This is a genomic window from Luteimonas sp. Soil_N_1 (genome assembly GCF_057656255.1).
In genome coordinates, this window is record NZ_JBDGKS010000001.1 from 396,799 (window position 1) to 413,054 (window position 16,256).

Consider the following 16,256-nt stretch of genomic DNA (forward strand, 5'->3'; position numbering starts at 1 on the left):
CCGGGTGGTTGTCCGCGGCGGATCAGGCCGCGGACAGTGTCTGGTGGATGTGCCGGCTGCACTCGCGCGCGTTCCACAGCACGTTGCCGATGACGCAGCGCCGGCTGCAGGACGCCATCAGCAGCAGGGGCCGGACCGGCAGCGGGATGGAGAGCATCAGGACCTTGCCGTCCGCGGCTTCCATCATCAGGACCTCGAGATCGCCGATCAGCAGTTCCCGGCTGACCGCCTTGGCCAGCGCGAGCATGGAACTGGTCATCGCCGCGAGCCGATCGCTGCTGTTGCCGAGATGGCAGGATTGCGCGACCGCGAAGCCGTCGACGCTGGCGACCACGGCGGTCCGGATGCCGGCGATGGCCGAGGTGAACCGGTCGAGGTGCGCCTGCACCGCATCGAGATCCGCGGCCGACAGGGGTTCGAGTCGCGCGCGCACCTCAGCCATGCGACACCATCAGTTCGCGGGTCTCGATCTCGGTCATCAGGATGTCCATCAGCATCAGGATCTGCCCGCGCTCGCGGGCATCGATCGGCACCAGTGGCAGCCGCGCGTCGCGCGCTGCCATGACGGCCGCGAACGACCCGGTCTCGACGTCCGGCAGCAGGTCCACCTTCGACAGCCCGACCACGGTGGGCACGTCCGGGGCATGGCGGGCCAGGCTGCCGAGATAGAGGTCGAGTTCGTCGCTCGCGCCACGGGACGCCGCATCGATCAGCACCACAACGCCGCGCGCACCCTCGAGCAGGATCGGCCAGATGAAGTCGAAACGGGCCTGCCCGGGCGTGCCGTACAGACGCATGCGGTCGCCGTTGGGCAGGTCGACATCGGCGTAGTCCATCGCCACGGTCGTGGCGAGCTTGTCCGACGCCGCGTCCGTGTTCTCCACGTCGGTGTCGATCACGTTGCCGCTGGCGACCGTGCGCACCAGCGTCGACTTGCCTGCGCCCATCGAGCCCAGGATGACGATCTTGTGTTCCTGCCTGGAACCCGGCGCGCTCATGCGCGGATCCGGTCGCGCATGCTGCGCCACATCCGCGCCAGGCGGGAGCCGCCGTCGTGTCCCTGCCGGGCGGGTGCGGGCGCCGACGACGCGCGGACGGTGTCGGCCACGACGGCATAGCCGCTCACATAGGCGGCGTTGAAGAATCCATGCACGGTGTCGGGCTCCAGGTCGAGCAGGGCGCAGGCCTCGGCGGCGGTGCTGGGGCGTTTGAGCAGCAGTGAACACAGCCGGAAATGGTCGTGGCGATGCGCCAGTGCGCGGAAGTCGGGCCACTGTCTGAGCGAAATCACCGATGCAGGCGTCAGCGGGGGCAGCAGCGCATGCATCGGGCCTGCCTGGAGCGCGACGCTCCACAGCAGCGGAATGAGCGGCAGCACCTGCTGGGCATTGATCCGGGCCTCGAAGGTCGCGGCGTCCACGCGGTCCATCCGGATCCCGTGGAACACCGACGCCAGGGCCGCGCCGGGCTGCGGCATCGGCTCGGCGCTCGCCACCACCGCGATGCGACGATCGAAATCGAGCAGCACCAGAGGGGTGTCGTGGACCAGCGCGACCTGCCCGCGGGACAGGTGCACGCGGTCACGGATGGCCTGGGCCAGCGGGAGGGATTCCGGAACCTCGTCCGGTGCAGGCGGGACGACGGGGCGAGGCGGCGGGACGGGCGCGGCGGATGGCGCGGGCGGCGCACCGCTCAGGCCGCGCACGATGCCGCGGACGATCGGCTTGCCCAGTAGCGTCGATGCGGCGGACTGACCATCGCTGAGGGATCCGTCGGCGCCGAGAATCCAGAGCCGGACGGACGGGTGGCCGGTGAGCATGCGCCGGGCGACATGCCGCATCGCGCTGTCGTCGCGCACCACCAGAAGATCGCAGTCCATCAGGCCATGACCGGCGACGACGCTGCCCTCGGGCAGGTCGGCCACGTCCTCCAGATCACGCAACAGCGCCTGCTCGGCATGCATCGCGACCCCCATCGCGAGAACCTTGACGGTGCGTGGGCTGGCGCTTCCAGCTGCGTGGTCGGACATGCTTCCCTGCTCCCCGTCCAGTCATGCCGCCCCCGCAGCATGTGAAGCCAACGTAATTCTGAATGGGCTTGGCGTGTGTGACGGCCGCCGCACTTCGTATGTCCTGTGGGCACATGACGGACGCGCATCCAAAATTGCGGGTGTGGTCGCGCAAGATGGCGGCTTCCATCACAGTTCCAGGCAGGGTCGACCATGGGCCACCCCCACAACACGCGTGTCGTGCTCGCATCGCGCCCCGAAGGTGCGCCCGTCGCGACGGATTTCCGCATCGAGGACGCGCCGGTCCCGGCACCGCGCAACGGCGAGGTGCTGCTGCGCAACCGGTGGCTGTCGCTCGATCCCTACATGCGCGGGCGCATGAGCGCTGGCCGCTCGTACGCGGCACCGGTCGAGATCGGCGAGGTCATGGACGGTGGCACCGTGTCAGAGGTGGTGCAGTCGCTGCATCCGGCCTGGTCGCCGGGCGACCTCGTGCTCGCCCACGCCGGCTGGCAGACGCATGCCGTGGTCGACGGCGAGACCCTGCGCCGGAAGCTGGATCCTGCGGTCCTGCCGGTGCAGACCGCACTGGGTGTGCACGGCATGCCGGGCTTCACCGCCTACGCGGGCCTGCACGAGATCGGCAAGCCTCAGCACGGCGAAACCGTCGTCGTCGCCGCGGCCAGCGGGCCGGTCGGCGCGACGGTGGGGCAGATCGCCAGACTGCAGGGCGCGCGCGTTGTCGGGATCGCCGGCGGGGCCGCGAAGGTCGCGCACGTCCGCGACGACCTGGGGTTCGATGTCGCCCTCGACCACAGGGCGGACGACTTCGCGGCCCAGCTGGCGGCAGCCTGTCCGGACGGCATCGATGTCTACTTCGAGAACGTCGGCGGCAAGGTGTTCGATGCGGTGCTGCCGTTGCTCAACGATTTCGCCCGTGTGCCGGTGTGCGGTCTGGTGGCGCACTACAACGACACCGCACTCCCGCCGGGGCCGGACCGGGTGCCGCAGTTGATGTCGGCGATCCTGACCCGGCACCTCACCGTGCGCGGTTTCATCCAGCGCGATTTCATCGCGCTCTACCCCGAGTTCGTCCGCGAGATGGGCCACTGGCTGCGGGATGGGCGCATCCGCTATCGCGAAGATGTCGTCGACGGACTGGCGCAGGCACCGGAGGCCTTCATCGGCATGCTGGCGGGACGCAACTTCGGAAAACTGCTGGTCAAGCTGTAACCGCTGCCGACGCGCCGTGCATCGATGCCGCATGAGGGGGACAATCCGGGGTTGACCCGGGATGTCCTGGGGTCAAGGATTCGCTGCACCTGTTGTCGGTGGCCCGGGGGCACCGGCCGACTACCGTTCCTGCCGGAGTTCCACCCATGACGTCGATGCCTCGCCACCGGCTGGCCGCCGCGGTCCAGTGCGTCGTGCTGCTCGCGCTGCCCGCCGCCGTCCACGCCCAGTCGCCCGAGCCGCCGCCCGAAGCACGCACGCTCGATGCCGTGCAGGTCACCGGCACGCGGATCCGCAAGGCGGAACTGGAATCCGCGGTGCCGGTGCAGGTGCTCACGCGTGAGGATATCGACCGCAGCGGCTTCACCTCGGTCGCCGACATCGTGCAGAACCTCACCGCCAGCGGCGCGGCGCTCAACACCAGGTTCAATTCCAGCGGCAACTTCGGTTTTCCGCCCGATGGCGGCGGCGTGGGTGCGGGCGCGGCGACAGTCGATCTGCGGCATCTGGGCGCCAAGCGCGTGCTGGTGCTGGTCGACGGCATCCGCTGGGTCAACGAGTCCTCCGGCTCGGGTGTCGGGTCGGCGGTGGACCTCAACACGATTCCGCTGGCGCTGATCGAACGCATCGAGGTGCTGGAGGACGGCGCTTCGTCGATCTACGGCTCCGATGCGATCGCCGGCGTGGTCAACGTCATCACCCGGCGCGATGCCGACGGCGGCAGCCTCGATCTGCACTACGGCGAATACGACGGCCTGGGCGGTGCGACGCGGGGTGCCGACCTGGGCTGGGGCGGCCACACCGAGCGCGCGCAGTGGTTCCTAGGCGCGTCGTACTACAGGCAGGATGAGATCGCCTCGTCGAAGTTCGCCAACGCCCGCGAGCCGGTGCCGGGCACCGGACTTGCCAACGGCAGTTCGGCGACGCCGCAGGGCCGGTTCGTGTTCCGGGACCCGAACACCGGCATCGACCACAACCTGACGCCCAACGACGGTGTGACCGCGCCGGTCTACGACCCGGCCCAGACCGGCTGCACGCGCACCGACGACTTCCACTGCTTCACCGACGCGGACCGCTACAACTTCGCCCCGGACAACCTGCTGCTGACGCCATCGGAGCGCAAGTCGGCGTTCGGCCAGGTGCGCTTCGAGTTCACGCCGCAGGTCTCGGCCTATGCGCGGGTGCTGTACAACACGCGCACCTCGGCCAACCAGGCGGCGCCCGAGCCGATCTTCCTCGGCACCGATGTCGGGGTGTACAACCCGTTCGCCGAAAGCACGCTGACGATCTCGGCGCTCAATCCCTACAACCCGTTCGGCTTCGACCTGACCACGGCCGGCGACAGTCCGAACCTGTTCCTGCTCGGGCGCCGGCCGGTCGAGGGCGGGCCGCGACGCTACCGTCAGGAGGTGAAGACCTGGTACGCGGCCGCCGGCCTGGACGGCACGTTCCCGGTGGGCGTGCGCACCTGGAACTGGGACCTCAATCTCGTGCGCAGCCAGAGCCGCGCCGAGCAGACCAATACCGGCAGCTACAACGTCCGCCGCATCAACGAAGCGCTGGGCGACCCCGCCGCGTGCGCCGCGATCGCTGGTTGCGTGCCGCTGGACCTGTTCGGCGGCCCCGGCACGATCACCCCGCAGATGCTCGCCTTCATCCAGCCGGTGGTGCGCGACGAAAGCCGCAACACCCTGACGCTGGCGTCGGCCAACGTCACCGGCGACCTGTTCGCGCTGTGGGCCGGCCCACTGTCGTTCGCGGCCGGTGTCGAATACCGCAGTTACGAGGGCAGCTACGTGCCCGACCCGATCACCATCGCCGGCGAATACAACGGCGTGCAGTCGGGCATCACCCGCGGCGACTACGACGTGCGCGAAGCGTATGCCGAGTTCAGCGTGCCGCTGATGCGCGACACCGTATTCGGCGAGACGCTCGACCTCAGCCTCGCCGGCCGATACTCGGATTACTCGACCTTCGGCGGCGAGAGCACCGGCAAGGTCGGCCTGCGCTGGCAGCCGGTCGACGAACTGCTGTTCCGCATGAGCTATGCCGAGGGCTTCCGCGCACCGTCGATCGGCGAGCTCTACGGCACCCTGAGCCGCTTCGACGCGACCCTGGTCGACCCGTGCTCCGGCGCGGCGGCGACCTCGGCCGCCTGCGTCGCAGACGGCGTGCCACCGGACTATGCGCAGAGCAACCCGCAGATCTCGGTCGTCACTTCGGGCAATGCCGAGCTGCAGCCAGAGCGCAGTCGCAGCCTGATGCTGGGTGGCGTGTGGAGTCCGTCGCTTGCCGACGAGGTGTGGTGGTCGGACCGTCTCGATCTGGGCGTGACCTTCTACCGCCACCACATCGCCGATGCGATCCAGGCGCCCGATGCGCAGGCGATTCTCGAACGCTGCATCGCCACGCGCGATCCGGCCTCGTGCGATGCCTACGACCGCAGCGACCGCGGCCAGATCATCCGGTTCGACGACATCCTCGCCAACCTCGGCACCATCAAGACCGACGGCTGGGATTTCACCGCCGCGTGGACCCTGCCCGAACGCGACTGGGGCCGGTTGCGCTTCGATGCCAGAACCACGTGGGTGACGCGCTACGAACTGGCCAACGAGAGCGGCGCGCTGGAGCCGCGGCGGCCGGGCGTCGAGGTCAACAACAGCGCGATTCCCGAGTGGAGCGGCACCCTGGTCACCGACTGGACGCGTGGTCCGTGGTCGCTGGCGTGGACGGTCCGCTACATCGACAGCCTCGTCGAATCGTGCGGCGGCGCCAACGGCTTCCCGATCTGCGACGACAGTGCCAACGACCGCAACGGCCTCGGGTCGACCACCTATCACGATCTGCAGCTGGGCTGGCGCCACACCGCCTGGCTCGACGGCATGCGTCTGAGCCTGGGCGTCAACAACCTCACCGGCCGGACACCGCCGGTGTGCCTGAGCTGCAGCCTCAACGGCTACGACGCATCGACGTACGACCTGCCGGGCCGCTTCGTCTACGCGCGGCTGGGCATCGATTTCTGAGGAGGCATCGTGACGCGTGCGAAGCCGTGGACTGGCGTCGCACGAAGCACAGGGCTCAACGCCGCAGCGCGGCCTCGGGCACGTGCAGTTCGGTCGACAGCGCCAGGTGGTCGGAGAATGCCGCCGGCAGCGCTTTCATGTCGGCGCACTTGAGATTGCCGGTGACCAGGATGTGGTCGATCGCGCGCTGCGGGCGCCAGCTCGGGAAGGTGTGCACTGCACACGCAGGCGGCTGCAGACCCGTGCCGCGGTAGAGCACCGACATCTCGGGCCGGTCGGACGTGCAGTTGAAATCGCCCATCAGCACAGCGTGCGGGTGATCGGCCAGCACCTCGGCGATGAACGACAGTTGCGAGTGCCGCGACTGCGCACCCAGCGACAGGTGCGCGACCGCCACCACCAGACCTTCATCGCCTTCGCCGAACCGGCTCAGCAGCACGCCGCGGCCGGAGATGCGGCCGGGCAATGCGTGGTTGACCACCTCGATCGGCTCGAGCCGGCTCAGCAGCCCGTTGGCGCTGGACGCGACCGCGCCGACGCGGCGGTTGGGCTGGTGGCTCCAGTACTCGAACCCGCCCCGCTCGGCGAGATAGTGGGTCTGGTTGGTGAAACCCGAACGCCAGCTGCCCGGGTCCGCCTCCTGGAGGCCGACTATGTCGTGGCCGCCGGCCAGCGTGGCGATCGTGTCGAGCGCCGTGCGCTTGCCGGCCGGCAGCACGTGGGACCAGCTGCGCGTCGCGTAATCGCTGTAGCGGCGCGTGCTGGACCCTGCCTGGATGTTCGCGCTCAGCAGCTTGAGCCGGCGCGAGGCCTCGTCGTGGGGGACGCTGGTGTTCACGGAAGCGGGCGCTTACTGCGCCGCACGCTCCTGGGCGACCAGATGGTCGGTGATGCGCAGGATGTCCTCCAGCGACCGGCTGCTGATCACCCGGTACTTGCCGTTGACGATCACGGTCGGGGTGGCCTCGACGCCACTGCGGGTCGCGAACTGACGCGCGCGACCGAGGCTGGCGTTCACCGCGAAGCTCTGCATGGTGCTGGTGAAGCGGGCCTGGTCGATGCCCAGGCTGGCGTAGAACGCGGCGATGCTGGCCGCATCGGCGTTGGGCCGCAGCTTGCGCTCGATGTGGATGGCCTTGAACGTCGCGTCGTGGGTTTGGGCCAGCGTGCCCATGGTCTCGGACGCATAGAACGCACGCGGGAACTGGTCATTCTGGTCGAACACGACTGGCACGGCGACGAAGTTCACGTCCGCCGGCTGCCGCGCCTTCCAGGCCTTGACCAGCGATTCAAACGTGGCGCAGTGGCCGCACCAGTAGGCGAACACCTCGGCCACTTCGATCTTGCCGGCGACATTCGCGAACGGCTGACCGCCCTGGATCTCGACGTAGTCGGTACCGGCCACCGGCGCCGGGCCCTGCGGCACGGCCACGGGATTGGTGTTGGGCGCGGCGGCCTCGGCCGGCGCGGCGGGCGCAGCGTCGTCGACAGCGGCAGCAGCAGGCGGGGTGTCGCCTGCAGGTGCCTGGGATGCGGCCTGCGCCGGTGCCGGCGTAGCGGCCGGTGCAGCGGCGGCGTCGGGCTGCTGGCCGCAGGCCGCGAGCAGGACGGGGGCAAGCATCAGAAGCAGGGTGTGGCGGATCTTCATGGTCACTCTCTCGAAGGAAAACGTTCGATGTACATCGTGTGCGTCAGGGCTGGGCGCGCTCACGTGCGATCAGCTGGTCGGCAACCACCAGCTGGTCTTCCAGCCGCCGTCCCATCACCCGGTAACGGCCGTTGATGATGAGCGTCGGCGTGCCCTCCACGCCACTGCGCACCGCGAACGCGCGCGCAGCGTTCAGCTTTTCATCGGTCGCCGGGCTCGCCATCGCCTCCGCGAAACGCGCCTTCGAGCGTGCGCCCTGCGTCGCATAGAACGTCGCGATCGCATCGATGCTGGCACCGCTGCGCGGCAGGATGGATGTTTCGTGCACGGCCGAGAACAGCGCGTGATGGCTGCGCGCATCGATGCGCTGGGCCTGGGCGGCGAAGAAGCCCCGGGCGAAGTTGTCGCCGGCCGAGAATGCCGCCGGCAGATAGGTGAACCGCACATCGCGCGGTGCCCGCGCGCGCCAGGTATCGACCAGCTTCTGGAAGTGGAAGCAGTGCACGCAGCCGTAGGAGAAGACTTCGACGACCTCGATCTTGCCGTCGAGCGGCTGCCAGGGCTGGCCGTCGGGGATGACGACATAGTCGACACCCTCGACTGGAGCGCGCGTCTGCGCGGCGGCAGGCAACCAGGCCGAAGCGGCGAGCGCGGCGATCACGAGCAGGTGGCGCCAGGCGCGGGGCAGGGACGACATCGTCAGGTCACTCCGGAATGCGGACGCCGTGCACGCGTCGGCCACAGCGCGCACAAGCGCGGGGCCTGACGTCGGCACGGCGAAGAAGGTGGATGTGCGGATTCAAGTCGACAGGGTGCCGGAGACCGGCACCGGGCAATGCATCACGGCGTGCCGGGCGCCGGGGCCGGTGCGGGCTCTGCGGCAGGTGCCGGTTCCGCCGCTTCGAGCGCTTCATCGGCGGTCGCATCGGTCGCCGGCACGGCCTGGTCTTCGGCTGGCACCGCCGGCGCCGGCATCGACGCGGCCTGGGCTTCGATCGCGGCCAGCATCGTCGGGTCGGGGCGTGCGTGCAGGCCCTGCATGTAGCTGGCCAGCGCCTCGATCTCTTCGTCGGTCAGCGACTTGGCCACCGATGCCATCACGTCGAACAGGTGCCTGTCGGTCTCGGCGGTCTGGCCTTCGCGATAGGCATAGAGACGACCGGAGCTGTACCAGGCCTGCTGGCCGCCCACATGCGGATACGCCGGGCCGGGATTGCCGCTGCCCGCCGGGCCATGGCAGGCCATGCAGGCCGGCAGGCCGCGATCGGCATCGCCACTGCGGAACAGCTTCTGGCCGACCTCGAAGAACTTCATGCCCTCGTAGGGGCCGGTCTCGACGACCGCATCGTCGGCAATGCCGGCGCCGCTGGTCTGCTGCGCGTAGTGCGCACCGAGGTCACGCATGTCCTGCGCGCTGAGCGGCATTGCGAAGGGCTGCATGATCGCGTTGACGCGCTCGCCGCTCTTGAACAGCGCCAGCTGGTGGGCCATGTAGCGCTCGCTCTGGCCGGCGATGCGCGGGTAGAGGCTGGGGTCGGCGTCGGCGTTGCCGTCGAGGCCGTGGCACGCGGCGCAGGCGCCGGCGAGCTGGGCGCCCTTGAGCGGATCCCCGTGCGTCGTCTTGGTGAGTTCGGCGACGGCGGTGTCGTCGATGTCCCGTGTTTCCACTGCCGGCGCGTCCGGCAACGGCTGCACGGTGGACTGCGCGAACGCGACAGCGCCCACGGCAATGACAACAAGACCGGCGATACCAATGGCGCGAGCGTGGCGCATTGCTGGGCTCCGAGATCTTTCAACGCCGTCCGACAGGTGCCGGCCGCGAGTCTCCGGATTATGTTGGCCCGCACCGGGCGGGTCAAACCGCGCGGGCAAGCCGGCGCCGGTCGTGCCAAGCTATTGCGATGTCCAATCCCTTTGCACGCGCCAAATATCTGTTGGCTGCCCACACCCCGCAGCAGCTTCCTGCAGACGGCGGGTACGAGGTCGCATTCGCCGGCCGCTCCAACGCCGGCAAGTCCAGCGCGCTCAATGCGCTGTGCCAGCAGAACGCGCTCGCGCGCGTGTCCAAGACCCCGGGCCGCACCCAGCAGCTGGTGTTCTTCGACTTTCCGCCGTACGACAACCGCTTCCTCGTCGATCTGCCCGGCTACGGCTACGCCAAGGTGCCGCGCGATCTGAAGGCCCACTGGCAGGCGTTCCTCGCCCAGTATTTCCGCGAGCGCGAAGCGCTCAAGGGCCTGGTCGTGGTGATGGACATCCGCCATCCGCTCAAGGAATACGACCGCCAGATGATCGCGTTCGCGGTCGAGCACGGCATGCCGGCGCACGCGCTGCTGACCAAGGCCGACAAGCTGGGTCGCGGCGCGGCGGGCAATACGCTGCAGGCGGTGCGCAAGGAACTGCTGGCGCTGCACGGCGACAAGGTCAGCGTGCAGGTGTTCTCCGGCGAGACCAACATCGGCATCGACGAAGCGCGTGGCGTGATCGCGGGCTGGATGGAGATCGGCCGCCCGGCATCGGGCCGTGCCCCACGCGCGCCGCGCGCAACGGCCGCGGCGCCGGGCACCCCCGACACCACGTCCTGATCCATCGCCGGCGGGTCACCGCGGATGCCGCGGCCCCATCGGTTACGGCGCAGGCTGCGGCCTGCCGTCGCTCGCGTCGGAATCGGGAACACTGCGACACCGTGGGCGGGGCCGACAGCGATGGGCGGGCCGCTTATAGTGCCGGCCTGCGGGCAGTGCCCGATCGCGAGTCCGAGCCTTGTCCAGCCCCAGCCACGTCGCCGACACCCCGATCACCGACCGCGCGACGCTCGTCGAGGTGCTCGCCTCGGGCGAGAAGCCGATCGGCGACTGGCGCATCGGCACCGAGCACGAGAAGTTCGGCTTCCGTCTCGATGACCTGCAGGCGCCCACTTTCGATGGCGATCGCGGCATCGAAGTCCTGCTGCGCGGCCTGACCCGCTTCGGCTGGGAGCCTGTCGATGAAGGCGGCCGCACGATCGCGCTGCTCAAGGACGGCGCCTCGGTGACGCTGGAACCGGCCGGCCAGCTGGAACTCTCCGGCGCCCCGCTGGAGACGATCCACGACACCTGCAGCGAGGTCGGTGCGCACCTGTTCGAGGTCAAGAGCGTCGCCGACGAGCTGCGCCTGGGCTTTCTCGGCATGGGCTTCCAGCCCAAGTGGCGCCGCGACGAGATGCCGTGGATGCCCAAGGGCCGCTACAAGATCATGCGCGACTACATGCCGAAGGTCGGCGACCTCGGCCTCGACATGATGACCCGTACCTGCACGGTGCAGGTCAACCTCGACTACGCGACCGAAGCCGACATGGTGAAGAAGTTCCGCGTGTCGCTGGCGCTGCAGCCGATCGCGACTGCGCTGTTCGCCGATTCGCCGTTCACCGAGGGCCGGCCGAACGGCTACCTCAGCTACCGCTCGCACATCTGGACCGATACCGACGCCGACCGCACCGGCATGCTCGATTTCGTGTTCGAAGATGGCTTCGGCTACGAGCGTTACGTCGACTACCTGCTCGACGTGCCGATGTATTTCTCCTACCGCGACGGCACCTATCACGACGCCAGCGGCCAGAGCTTCCGCGATTTCATGCGCGGCGAACTGCCGGCGCTGCCGGGCCAGCTGCCGACGCTGCGTGACTGGTCGGACCACATGACCACCGCGTTTCCCGAGGTGCGGCTGAAGAAGTACCTGGAGATGCGCGGCGCCGACGGCGGTCCGTGGAACCGGCTGTGCGCGCTGCCGGCGTTCTGGGTGGGGCTGCTGTACGACGATGCCGCCCTGGATGCGGCCTGGGATCTGGTCCGCGACTTCACGATGGTCGAGCGCAACGCGCTGCGCGACGACGTGCCCAGGCACGGCCTGAAGACGCCGTTCCGCAGCGGCACCCTGCGCGATCTCGCGGTCGAGGCCCTGAAGATTTCCGCTGGCGGCCTGCAGCGTCGTGCGCGCCTCAACAGCCGCGGTCAGGACGAACGTGTGTTCCTCGACGCACTGATCGAAATCGTCGAGGCCAACGAGACGCCGGCCGAGCGCAAGCTCGCGCTGTTCCATGGCGCCTGGAACGGCGACATCGACCGCGTGTTCCGCGAGTTCGCGTACTGACGCACACGTGGCACGACAGTCGCGCGGGGCTTGTGTAACGTGGCTGGATGAATCCCCACGACGACCTGCCCCTTCCGCTGCGCGAAGTTGGTTTCGCGAAGACCGACACCCTGCTCCGTGACGACGTCCGCCGCCTCGGCGCGATGGTCGGCGACATGCTGTCCGAGCAGGTGTCGCCTGCACTGCTCGACCAGGTGGAAGCGGTCCGGCGCGCGGCCATTGCACGACGCGAAACCGGTGCGCCGGTCGACGCGCTCGCCGACGGCCTGGCCAAGGTGTCCCTCGACGATGCCGATGCGCTGGTGCGCGCATTCGCCGCGTATTTCGGCGCGATCAATCTCGCCGAGCGCGTGCATCGCATCCGTCGCCGCCGCGATTACCAGCGTACCGGCGATGCGCCGCAGCCCGGCGGGCTGGAAGCGGTGCTGCACGAGCTGAAGGACGCCGGCGTCGACCTGCCGCAGCTCGAAGCCACGCTCGCGCGCCTGCACATCGAACCGGTGTTCACCGCCCATCCGACCGAAGCCGTGCGCCGCGTGTTGCTCGAAAAGGAACGCACGATCGTCGAGCGCCTGATCGCCGACATCGATCGCGAACGCACACCCACCGAACGCCGCGCCGACGATGCGCGCATCGTGCTGGCGCTCACCTCGGCCTGGCAGACCTCGGAATCGCCTGCGCGCAAGCCGACCGTCGCCGACGAGGTCGAGCACGTCGGCTATTACCTGTCGAACGTGCTCTACCGCGTGCTGCCGGTGTTCTACGAGGCGCTCGGCGACGCGATCGAATCCGTCTACGGCGCGCGCCCGTCGCTGCCGCAAGTGCTGCGCTTCGGCACCTGGGTCGGTGGCGACATGGACGGCAACCCGAACGTCAACGCCGACACCATGCGCGCGGCACTCGGCGCACAGCGCAGCCAGGCGCTGGCGCAGTACCGGCGTGACCTGCGCGGGCTCGGCAACGTGCTGACCCAGACGCTGGGCCGTGCGACGATCGACGAGGCGATCACCGCGCGCGTCGATGATTACCGACGCCGCCTGCCCGACGCCGACGCCACGCTCAATCCACGCCACGCCGACATGCCCTACCGGCGTCTGCTCGATCTGATGCAGCTGCGCCTCCGCCTGACCGACGCCGACCATCGCGCGGGATACGCGGACGCCGACGCGTTCTTCGCCGATCTCGATCTGATGGATACGAGCCTGCGCGGCAATCGTGGCGATCACGCCGGTTTGTTCGCGCTCGAACGCCTGCTGTGGCGTGCGCGCACGTTCGGCTTCCATCTCGCCGCACTCGATCTGCGCCAGGATTCGGCGGTACACGACGAGGTGCTCGGCCGCATCGACGGCAGCGACTGGGCCGCGCTCGAGGTCGATGCGCGCGTCGAGCGTCTGCACGCGATGCTCGATGCGCCGCCCAAAGCCAACGGTGCGCTGTCGAACGAGAGCGTGGCCTCGACGCTCGGCGTGTTCGACGCGGTCACCGATCTGCGCCGCAGCCATGGCGCGTCCGCGACCGGCCTGTACATCATCTCGATGGCGCGCAGCGCCGCCGATGCGCTCGCGGTGCTGGCGCTCGCTCGCATCGCCGGCTGCGTCGAAGACGACCAGGTGCCGCTCGACGTGTCGCCGCTGTTCGAGACCGTCGACGACCTGCAGGCTGCACCGGCGGTGATGCGCGCGCTGTTCGACGACCCGCGCTATCGCGCGCATCTGGCCTCGCGCGGCGAGCGCCAGACGGTGATGCTCGGCTATTCCGACAGTGCGAAGGATGGCGGCCTGCTGGCCTCACGCTGGGCGCTGCAGCGCACCCAGGTCGAACTGACCGCACTCGCCCGCGAGGCCGGTGTGCGTATCGTGTTCTTCCATGGCCGCGGCGGTTCGGTAAGCCGCGGTGGTGGCAAGACCGGGCGTGCGATCAACGCCGCACCGCGCGGTTCGGTCGATGGCAGTCTGCGCGTGACCGAGCAGGGCGAAGTGATCCATCGCAAGTACGGCATCCGCGCGCTTGCGCTGCGCAATCTCGAACAGTCGACCGCCGCGGTGCTGCAGGCGACGCTGCGCCCGCGTGCGCCCGATCCGCGAGAAGACATCTGGCGCGCGATGGCGACCGATCTGGCCGATATCTCGCGCGCGCATTACCGCGCGCTGGTACACGAACGCGCCGACTTCCCCGACTACTTCCGTGCGGCCACGCCGATCGACGTCATCGAACGCCTGCAGATCGGCTCGCGCCCGTCGCGCCGTCGCGATGGCGGTATCTCCAACCTGCGCGCGATTCCATGGGTCTTCGCCTGGGCGCAGAACCGCTCGGGCCTGACCGGCTGGTACGGCCTGGGCACCGCCCTGCAGCACGGCATCCAGACCTACGGCCAGCAGGCGATGACCGAGATGGCGCGCGACTGGCCGTTCTTCAGCGCCGCGCTCGACGACGTGGAAATGCTGCTGGCCAAGAGCGACATCGGCATCTTCGAGCGGTATTCGCAGCTGGCCGGCGACGCGCATGCGGCGTTCTTCCCCGGCATCCTCGACGAGTGCCTGCGCACACGCGATGCGATCCTGCTGCTCAAGGAGCAGGACGTGCTGCTGGCCGACGACTACCGCCTGCAATTGTCGATCCGCCTGCGCAATCCCTACGTCGACCCGATCAGCCTGCTGCAGGTCGAACTGCTGCGCCGCTGGCGTGCGACCGGTCGCGAGGACGAAGCCCTGCTCAGCGCTCTGGTGTCGACCGTCAACGGCATCGCGGCCGGGATCCAGAACACCGGTTGAGTTGACGATGACGCACACAGTCCCGGCATCGCGAAGCGGCCTGCCGGCCGCGTCGTTTGCGGATCAGGCGGCGCGGCATCGACGCGGATTCGACATGCGGCGCCTGCAGCTGCGATGGCGCGCGCCGGAATGAGTAGGCCTGCAACCCGCGGCGCTGAACGCCGCCGCGCGTTCTTCGCCGACACCACGGCGCTGGTGCTGTTCTTCACCGTCACCGGCGCGTTGAACGAGCGGTTCGTTTCCGGCATGGACTGGAGTGAGGTGTTGCACGCGCGCCTGCTCGGCGCGCTGCTGATGATCCCGGTCGGGCGACCCTACGGTCTGTGGCGCGACCTGCTGATGCAACGCGCAGGTCCGGGTCGCTGGTCGCGGACACTGTGGGACAGCGCCGCACTGGTGACATTCCAGGTGCCGATCTACGCCGCGATCATCGCGGTCAGCGGCGCGTCTGGGCGGGGGTTGTGGCTCGGCGTGCTGGGCGCCACCGTGATCATGCTGGTGTCGGGACGGCCCTACGGCGCGTTCCTCAACTGGATCCGCGGCCTCTACGGACTGCCGGCCGGTGGCGACCGGCCCATGACCCTGCAGGAATGAATCCGACGCTGTCGCAACACGGTCACCGTGGCCGTGACCCGCGTCGCTAGACTCGGCGTTCCGCCACCGGAGTGCGCATCCCATGACCGTCGATCTGGTCCTCTACACCAACCCGATGTCCCGTGGGCGTATCGCGCGCTGGATGCTCGAGGAAACCGGGCAACCGTATCGCGTCGCACTCGTCGGGTTCGACGGCGCCAACCGCGCGCCCGAGTTTCTCGCGGTCAATCCGATGGGCAAGGTGCCGACGCTGGTCCATGACGGCGTCGTGGTCACGGAAGCCGCGGCGATCTGTGCGTATCTCGCCGATGCGTTTCCGCAGGCCGATCTGCTGCCCGATCCGACACCGGCGTCACGCGCCGCGTATTTCCGCTGGCTGTTCTTCGCCGCCGGTCCGGTCGAGGCGGCGGTCACGGCCAAGTCGCTCGGCCTGCTGGCGCCGCCCGAGCGTTCGATGATGGTCGGCTATGGCAGCTTCGAACAGATGGTCGACGTGCTGGAGCAGGCCGCCGAATCCGCCGCGCCATGGATCACCGGCGCACGCTTCACCGCCGCCGATGTCTACGTCGGCAGCCAGATCGCCTGGGGCCTGATGTTCAAATCGCTGCCGGCGCGTCCGGCCTTCGTCGAGTACGTGGACCGGCTGCAGGCGCGACCTGCGTGGCAGCGTGCCAGCGCGCTCGACGATGCGGCGATGCCGAAGCCCCCGTGATCGCGCTATTGCATCCCGAACATCCGGCATCCGCAGTTCGTGCTGGGAAGGCCGGCTAGACCGCAACACAGGCTGAAGCTGCGACCGGGCGGCACTGCATGAATACGCAGGGCTAGGGGTGGCCCCAGTTCCTGCGGCA

The 16,256-nt window shown here is 69.1% G+C and carries 14 protein-coding genes; 7 read left to right on the top strand and 7 right to left on the bottom strand.

What is annotated here, in order from left to right:
- Positions 1 to 22 precede the first annotated feature (22 nt).
- From AC3A4E_RS01915 to AC3A4E_RS01925, 3 genes are read right to left on the bottom strand one after another with little or no spacing between them, the layout of a single operon-like run.
- Positions 23 to 442, bottom strand: a complete 420-nt coding sequence (locus AC3A4E_RS01915; protein WP_487629886.1) for a roadblock/LC7 domain-containing protein — start codon at positions 440 to 442, stop codon at positions 23 to 25.
- A complete protein-coding gene (locus tag AC3A4E_RS01920) occupies positions 435 to 998 on the bottom strand; it encodes a GTP-binding protein (RefSeq protein WP_487629887.1) in 564 nt (187 codons plus the stop codon). Before AC3A4E_RS01920 ends, AC3A4E_RS01915 begins: the two co-directional genes overlap by 8 nt.
- A complete protein-coding gene (locus AC3A4E_RS01925; protein WP_487629888.1) occupies positions 995 to 1,924 on the bottom strand; it encodes a hypothetical protein in 930 nt (309 codons plus the stop codon). Before AC3A4E_RS01925 ends, AC3A4E_RS01920 begins: the two co-directional genes overlap by 4 nt.
- A 297-nt stretch (positions 1,925 to 2,221) precedes the next feature.
- Between AC3A4E_RS01925 and AC3A4E_RS01930 the strand changes: the two genes are divergently transcribed.
- Positions 2,222 to 3,241 carry an NADP-dependent oxidoreductase gene (locus AC3A4E_RS01930; protein WP_487629889.1) on the top strand — a complete coding sequence of 340 codons (1,020 nt, stop codon included), beginning with the start codon at positions 2,222 to 2,224 and terminating at the stop codon, positions 3,239 to 3,241.
- A gap of 146 nt (positions 3,242 to 3,387) precedes the next feature.
- Positions 3,388 to 6,264 carry a TonB-dependent receptor plug domain-containing protein gene (locus AC3A4E_RS01935; RefSeq protein ID WP_487629890.1) on the top strand — a complete coding sequence of 959 codons (2,877 nt, stop codon included), beginning with the start codon at positions 3,388 to 3,390 and terminating at the stop codon, positions 6,262 to 6,264.
- Between the two features lie 55 nt (positions 6,265 to 6,319).
- Here AC3A4E_RS01935 and AC3A4E_RS01940 read toward each other — a convergent pair whose 3' ends face one another.
- The 4 genes from AC3A4E_RS01940 to AC3A4E_RS01955 form a co-directional block, all read right to left on the bottom strand.
- Complete coding sequence (locus AC3A4E_RS01940; RefSeq protein ID WP_487629891.1) at positions 6,320 to 7,102, bottom strand: endonuclease/exonuclease/phosphatase family protein; 783 nt, start codon at positions 7,100 to 7,102, stop codon at positions 6,320 to 6,322.
- A gap of 12 nt (positions 7,103 to 7,114) precedes the next feature.
- Positions 7,115 to 7,912: a thiol:disulfide interchange protein DsbA/DsbL gene (locus AC3A4E_RS01945; RefSeq protein WP_487629892.1), complete on the bottom strand. Its 798-nt coding sequence runs from the start codon at positions 7,910 to 7,912 to the stop codon at positions 7,115 to 7,117.
- A 43-nt stretch (positions 7,913 to 7,955) separates the two neighbouring features.
- A complete protein-coding gene (locus AC3A4E_RS01950) occupies positions 7,956 to 8,609 on the bottom strand; it encodes a thiol:disulfide interchange protein DsbA/DsbL (protein WP_487629893.1) in 654 nt (217 codons plus the stop codon).
- A 143-nt stretch (positions 8,610 to 8,752) separates the two neighbouring features.
- A complete protein-coding gene (locus AC3A4E_RS01955) occupies positions 8,753 to 9,685 on the bottom strand; it encodes a c-type cytochrome (RefSeq protein WP_487629894.1) in 933 nt (310 codons plus the stop codon).
- 128 nt (positions 9,686 to 9,813) lie between these two features.
- Here AC3A4E_RS01955 and yihA point away from each other — a divergent pair, with 128 nt between their 5' ends.
- The 5 genes from yihA to AC3A4E_RS01980 all read left to right on the top strand — a co-directional run bounded on the left by yihA (position 9,814) and on the right by AC3A4E_RS01980 (position 16,117).
- The gene (gene yihA, locus AC3A4E_RS01960) at positions 9,814 to 10,497 is read left to right on the top strand and encodes a ribosome biogenesis GTP-binding protein YihA/YsxC (RefSeq protein WP_487629895.1); all 684 of its coding nucleotides are present in this window, start codon (positions 9,814 to 9,816) and stop codon (positions 10,495 to 10,497) included.
- 178 nt (positions 10,498 to 10,675) lie between these two features.
- Positions 10,676 to 12,040, top strand: a complete 1,365-nt coding sequence (locus AC3A4E_RS01965) for a glutamate--cysteine ligase (RefSeq protein ID WP_487629896.1) — start codon at positions 10,676 to 10,678, stop codon at positions 12,038 to 12,040.
- A gap of 47 nt (positions 12,041 to 12,087) precedes the next feature.
- The gene (gene ppc, locus AC3A4E_RS01970; protein WP_487629897.1) at positions 12,088 to 14,811 is read left to right on the top strand and encodes a phosphoenolpyruvate carboxylase; all 2,724 of its coding nucleotides are present in this window, start codon (positions 12,088 to 12,090) and stop codon (positions 14,809 to 14,811) included.
- Between the two features lie 129 nt (positions 14,812 to 14,940).
- Positions 14,941 to 15,405 (top strand): L-alanine exporter AlaE, encoded by a 465-nt coding sequence (gene alaE / locus AC3A4E_RS01975; RefSeq protein ID WP_487629898.1) that lies wholly within the window; start codon positions 14,941 to 14,943, stop codon positions 15,403 to 15,405.
- Positions 15,406 to 15,487: 82 nt separating this feature from the next.
- Complete coding sequence (locus tag AC3A4E_RS01980; RefSeq protein WP_487629899.1) at positions 15,488 to 16,117, top strand: glutathione S-transferase family protein; 630 nt, start codon at positions 15,488 to 15,490, stop codon at positions 16,115 to 16,117.
- Positions 16,118 to 16,256 lie beyond the last annotated feature (139 nt).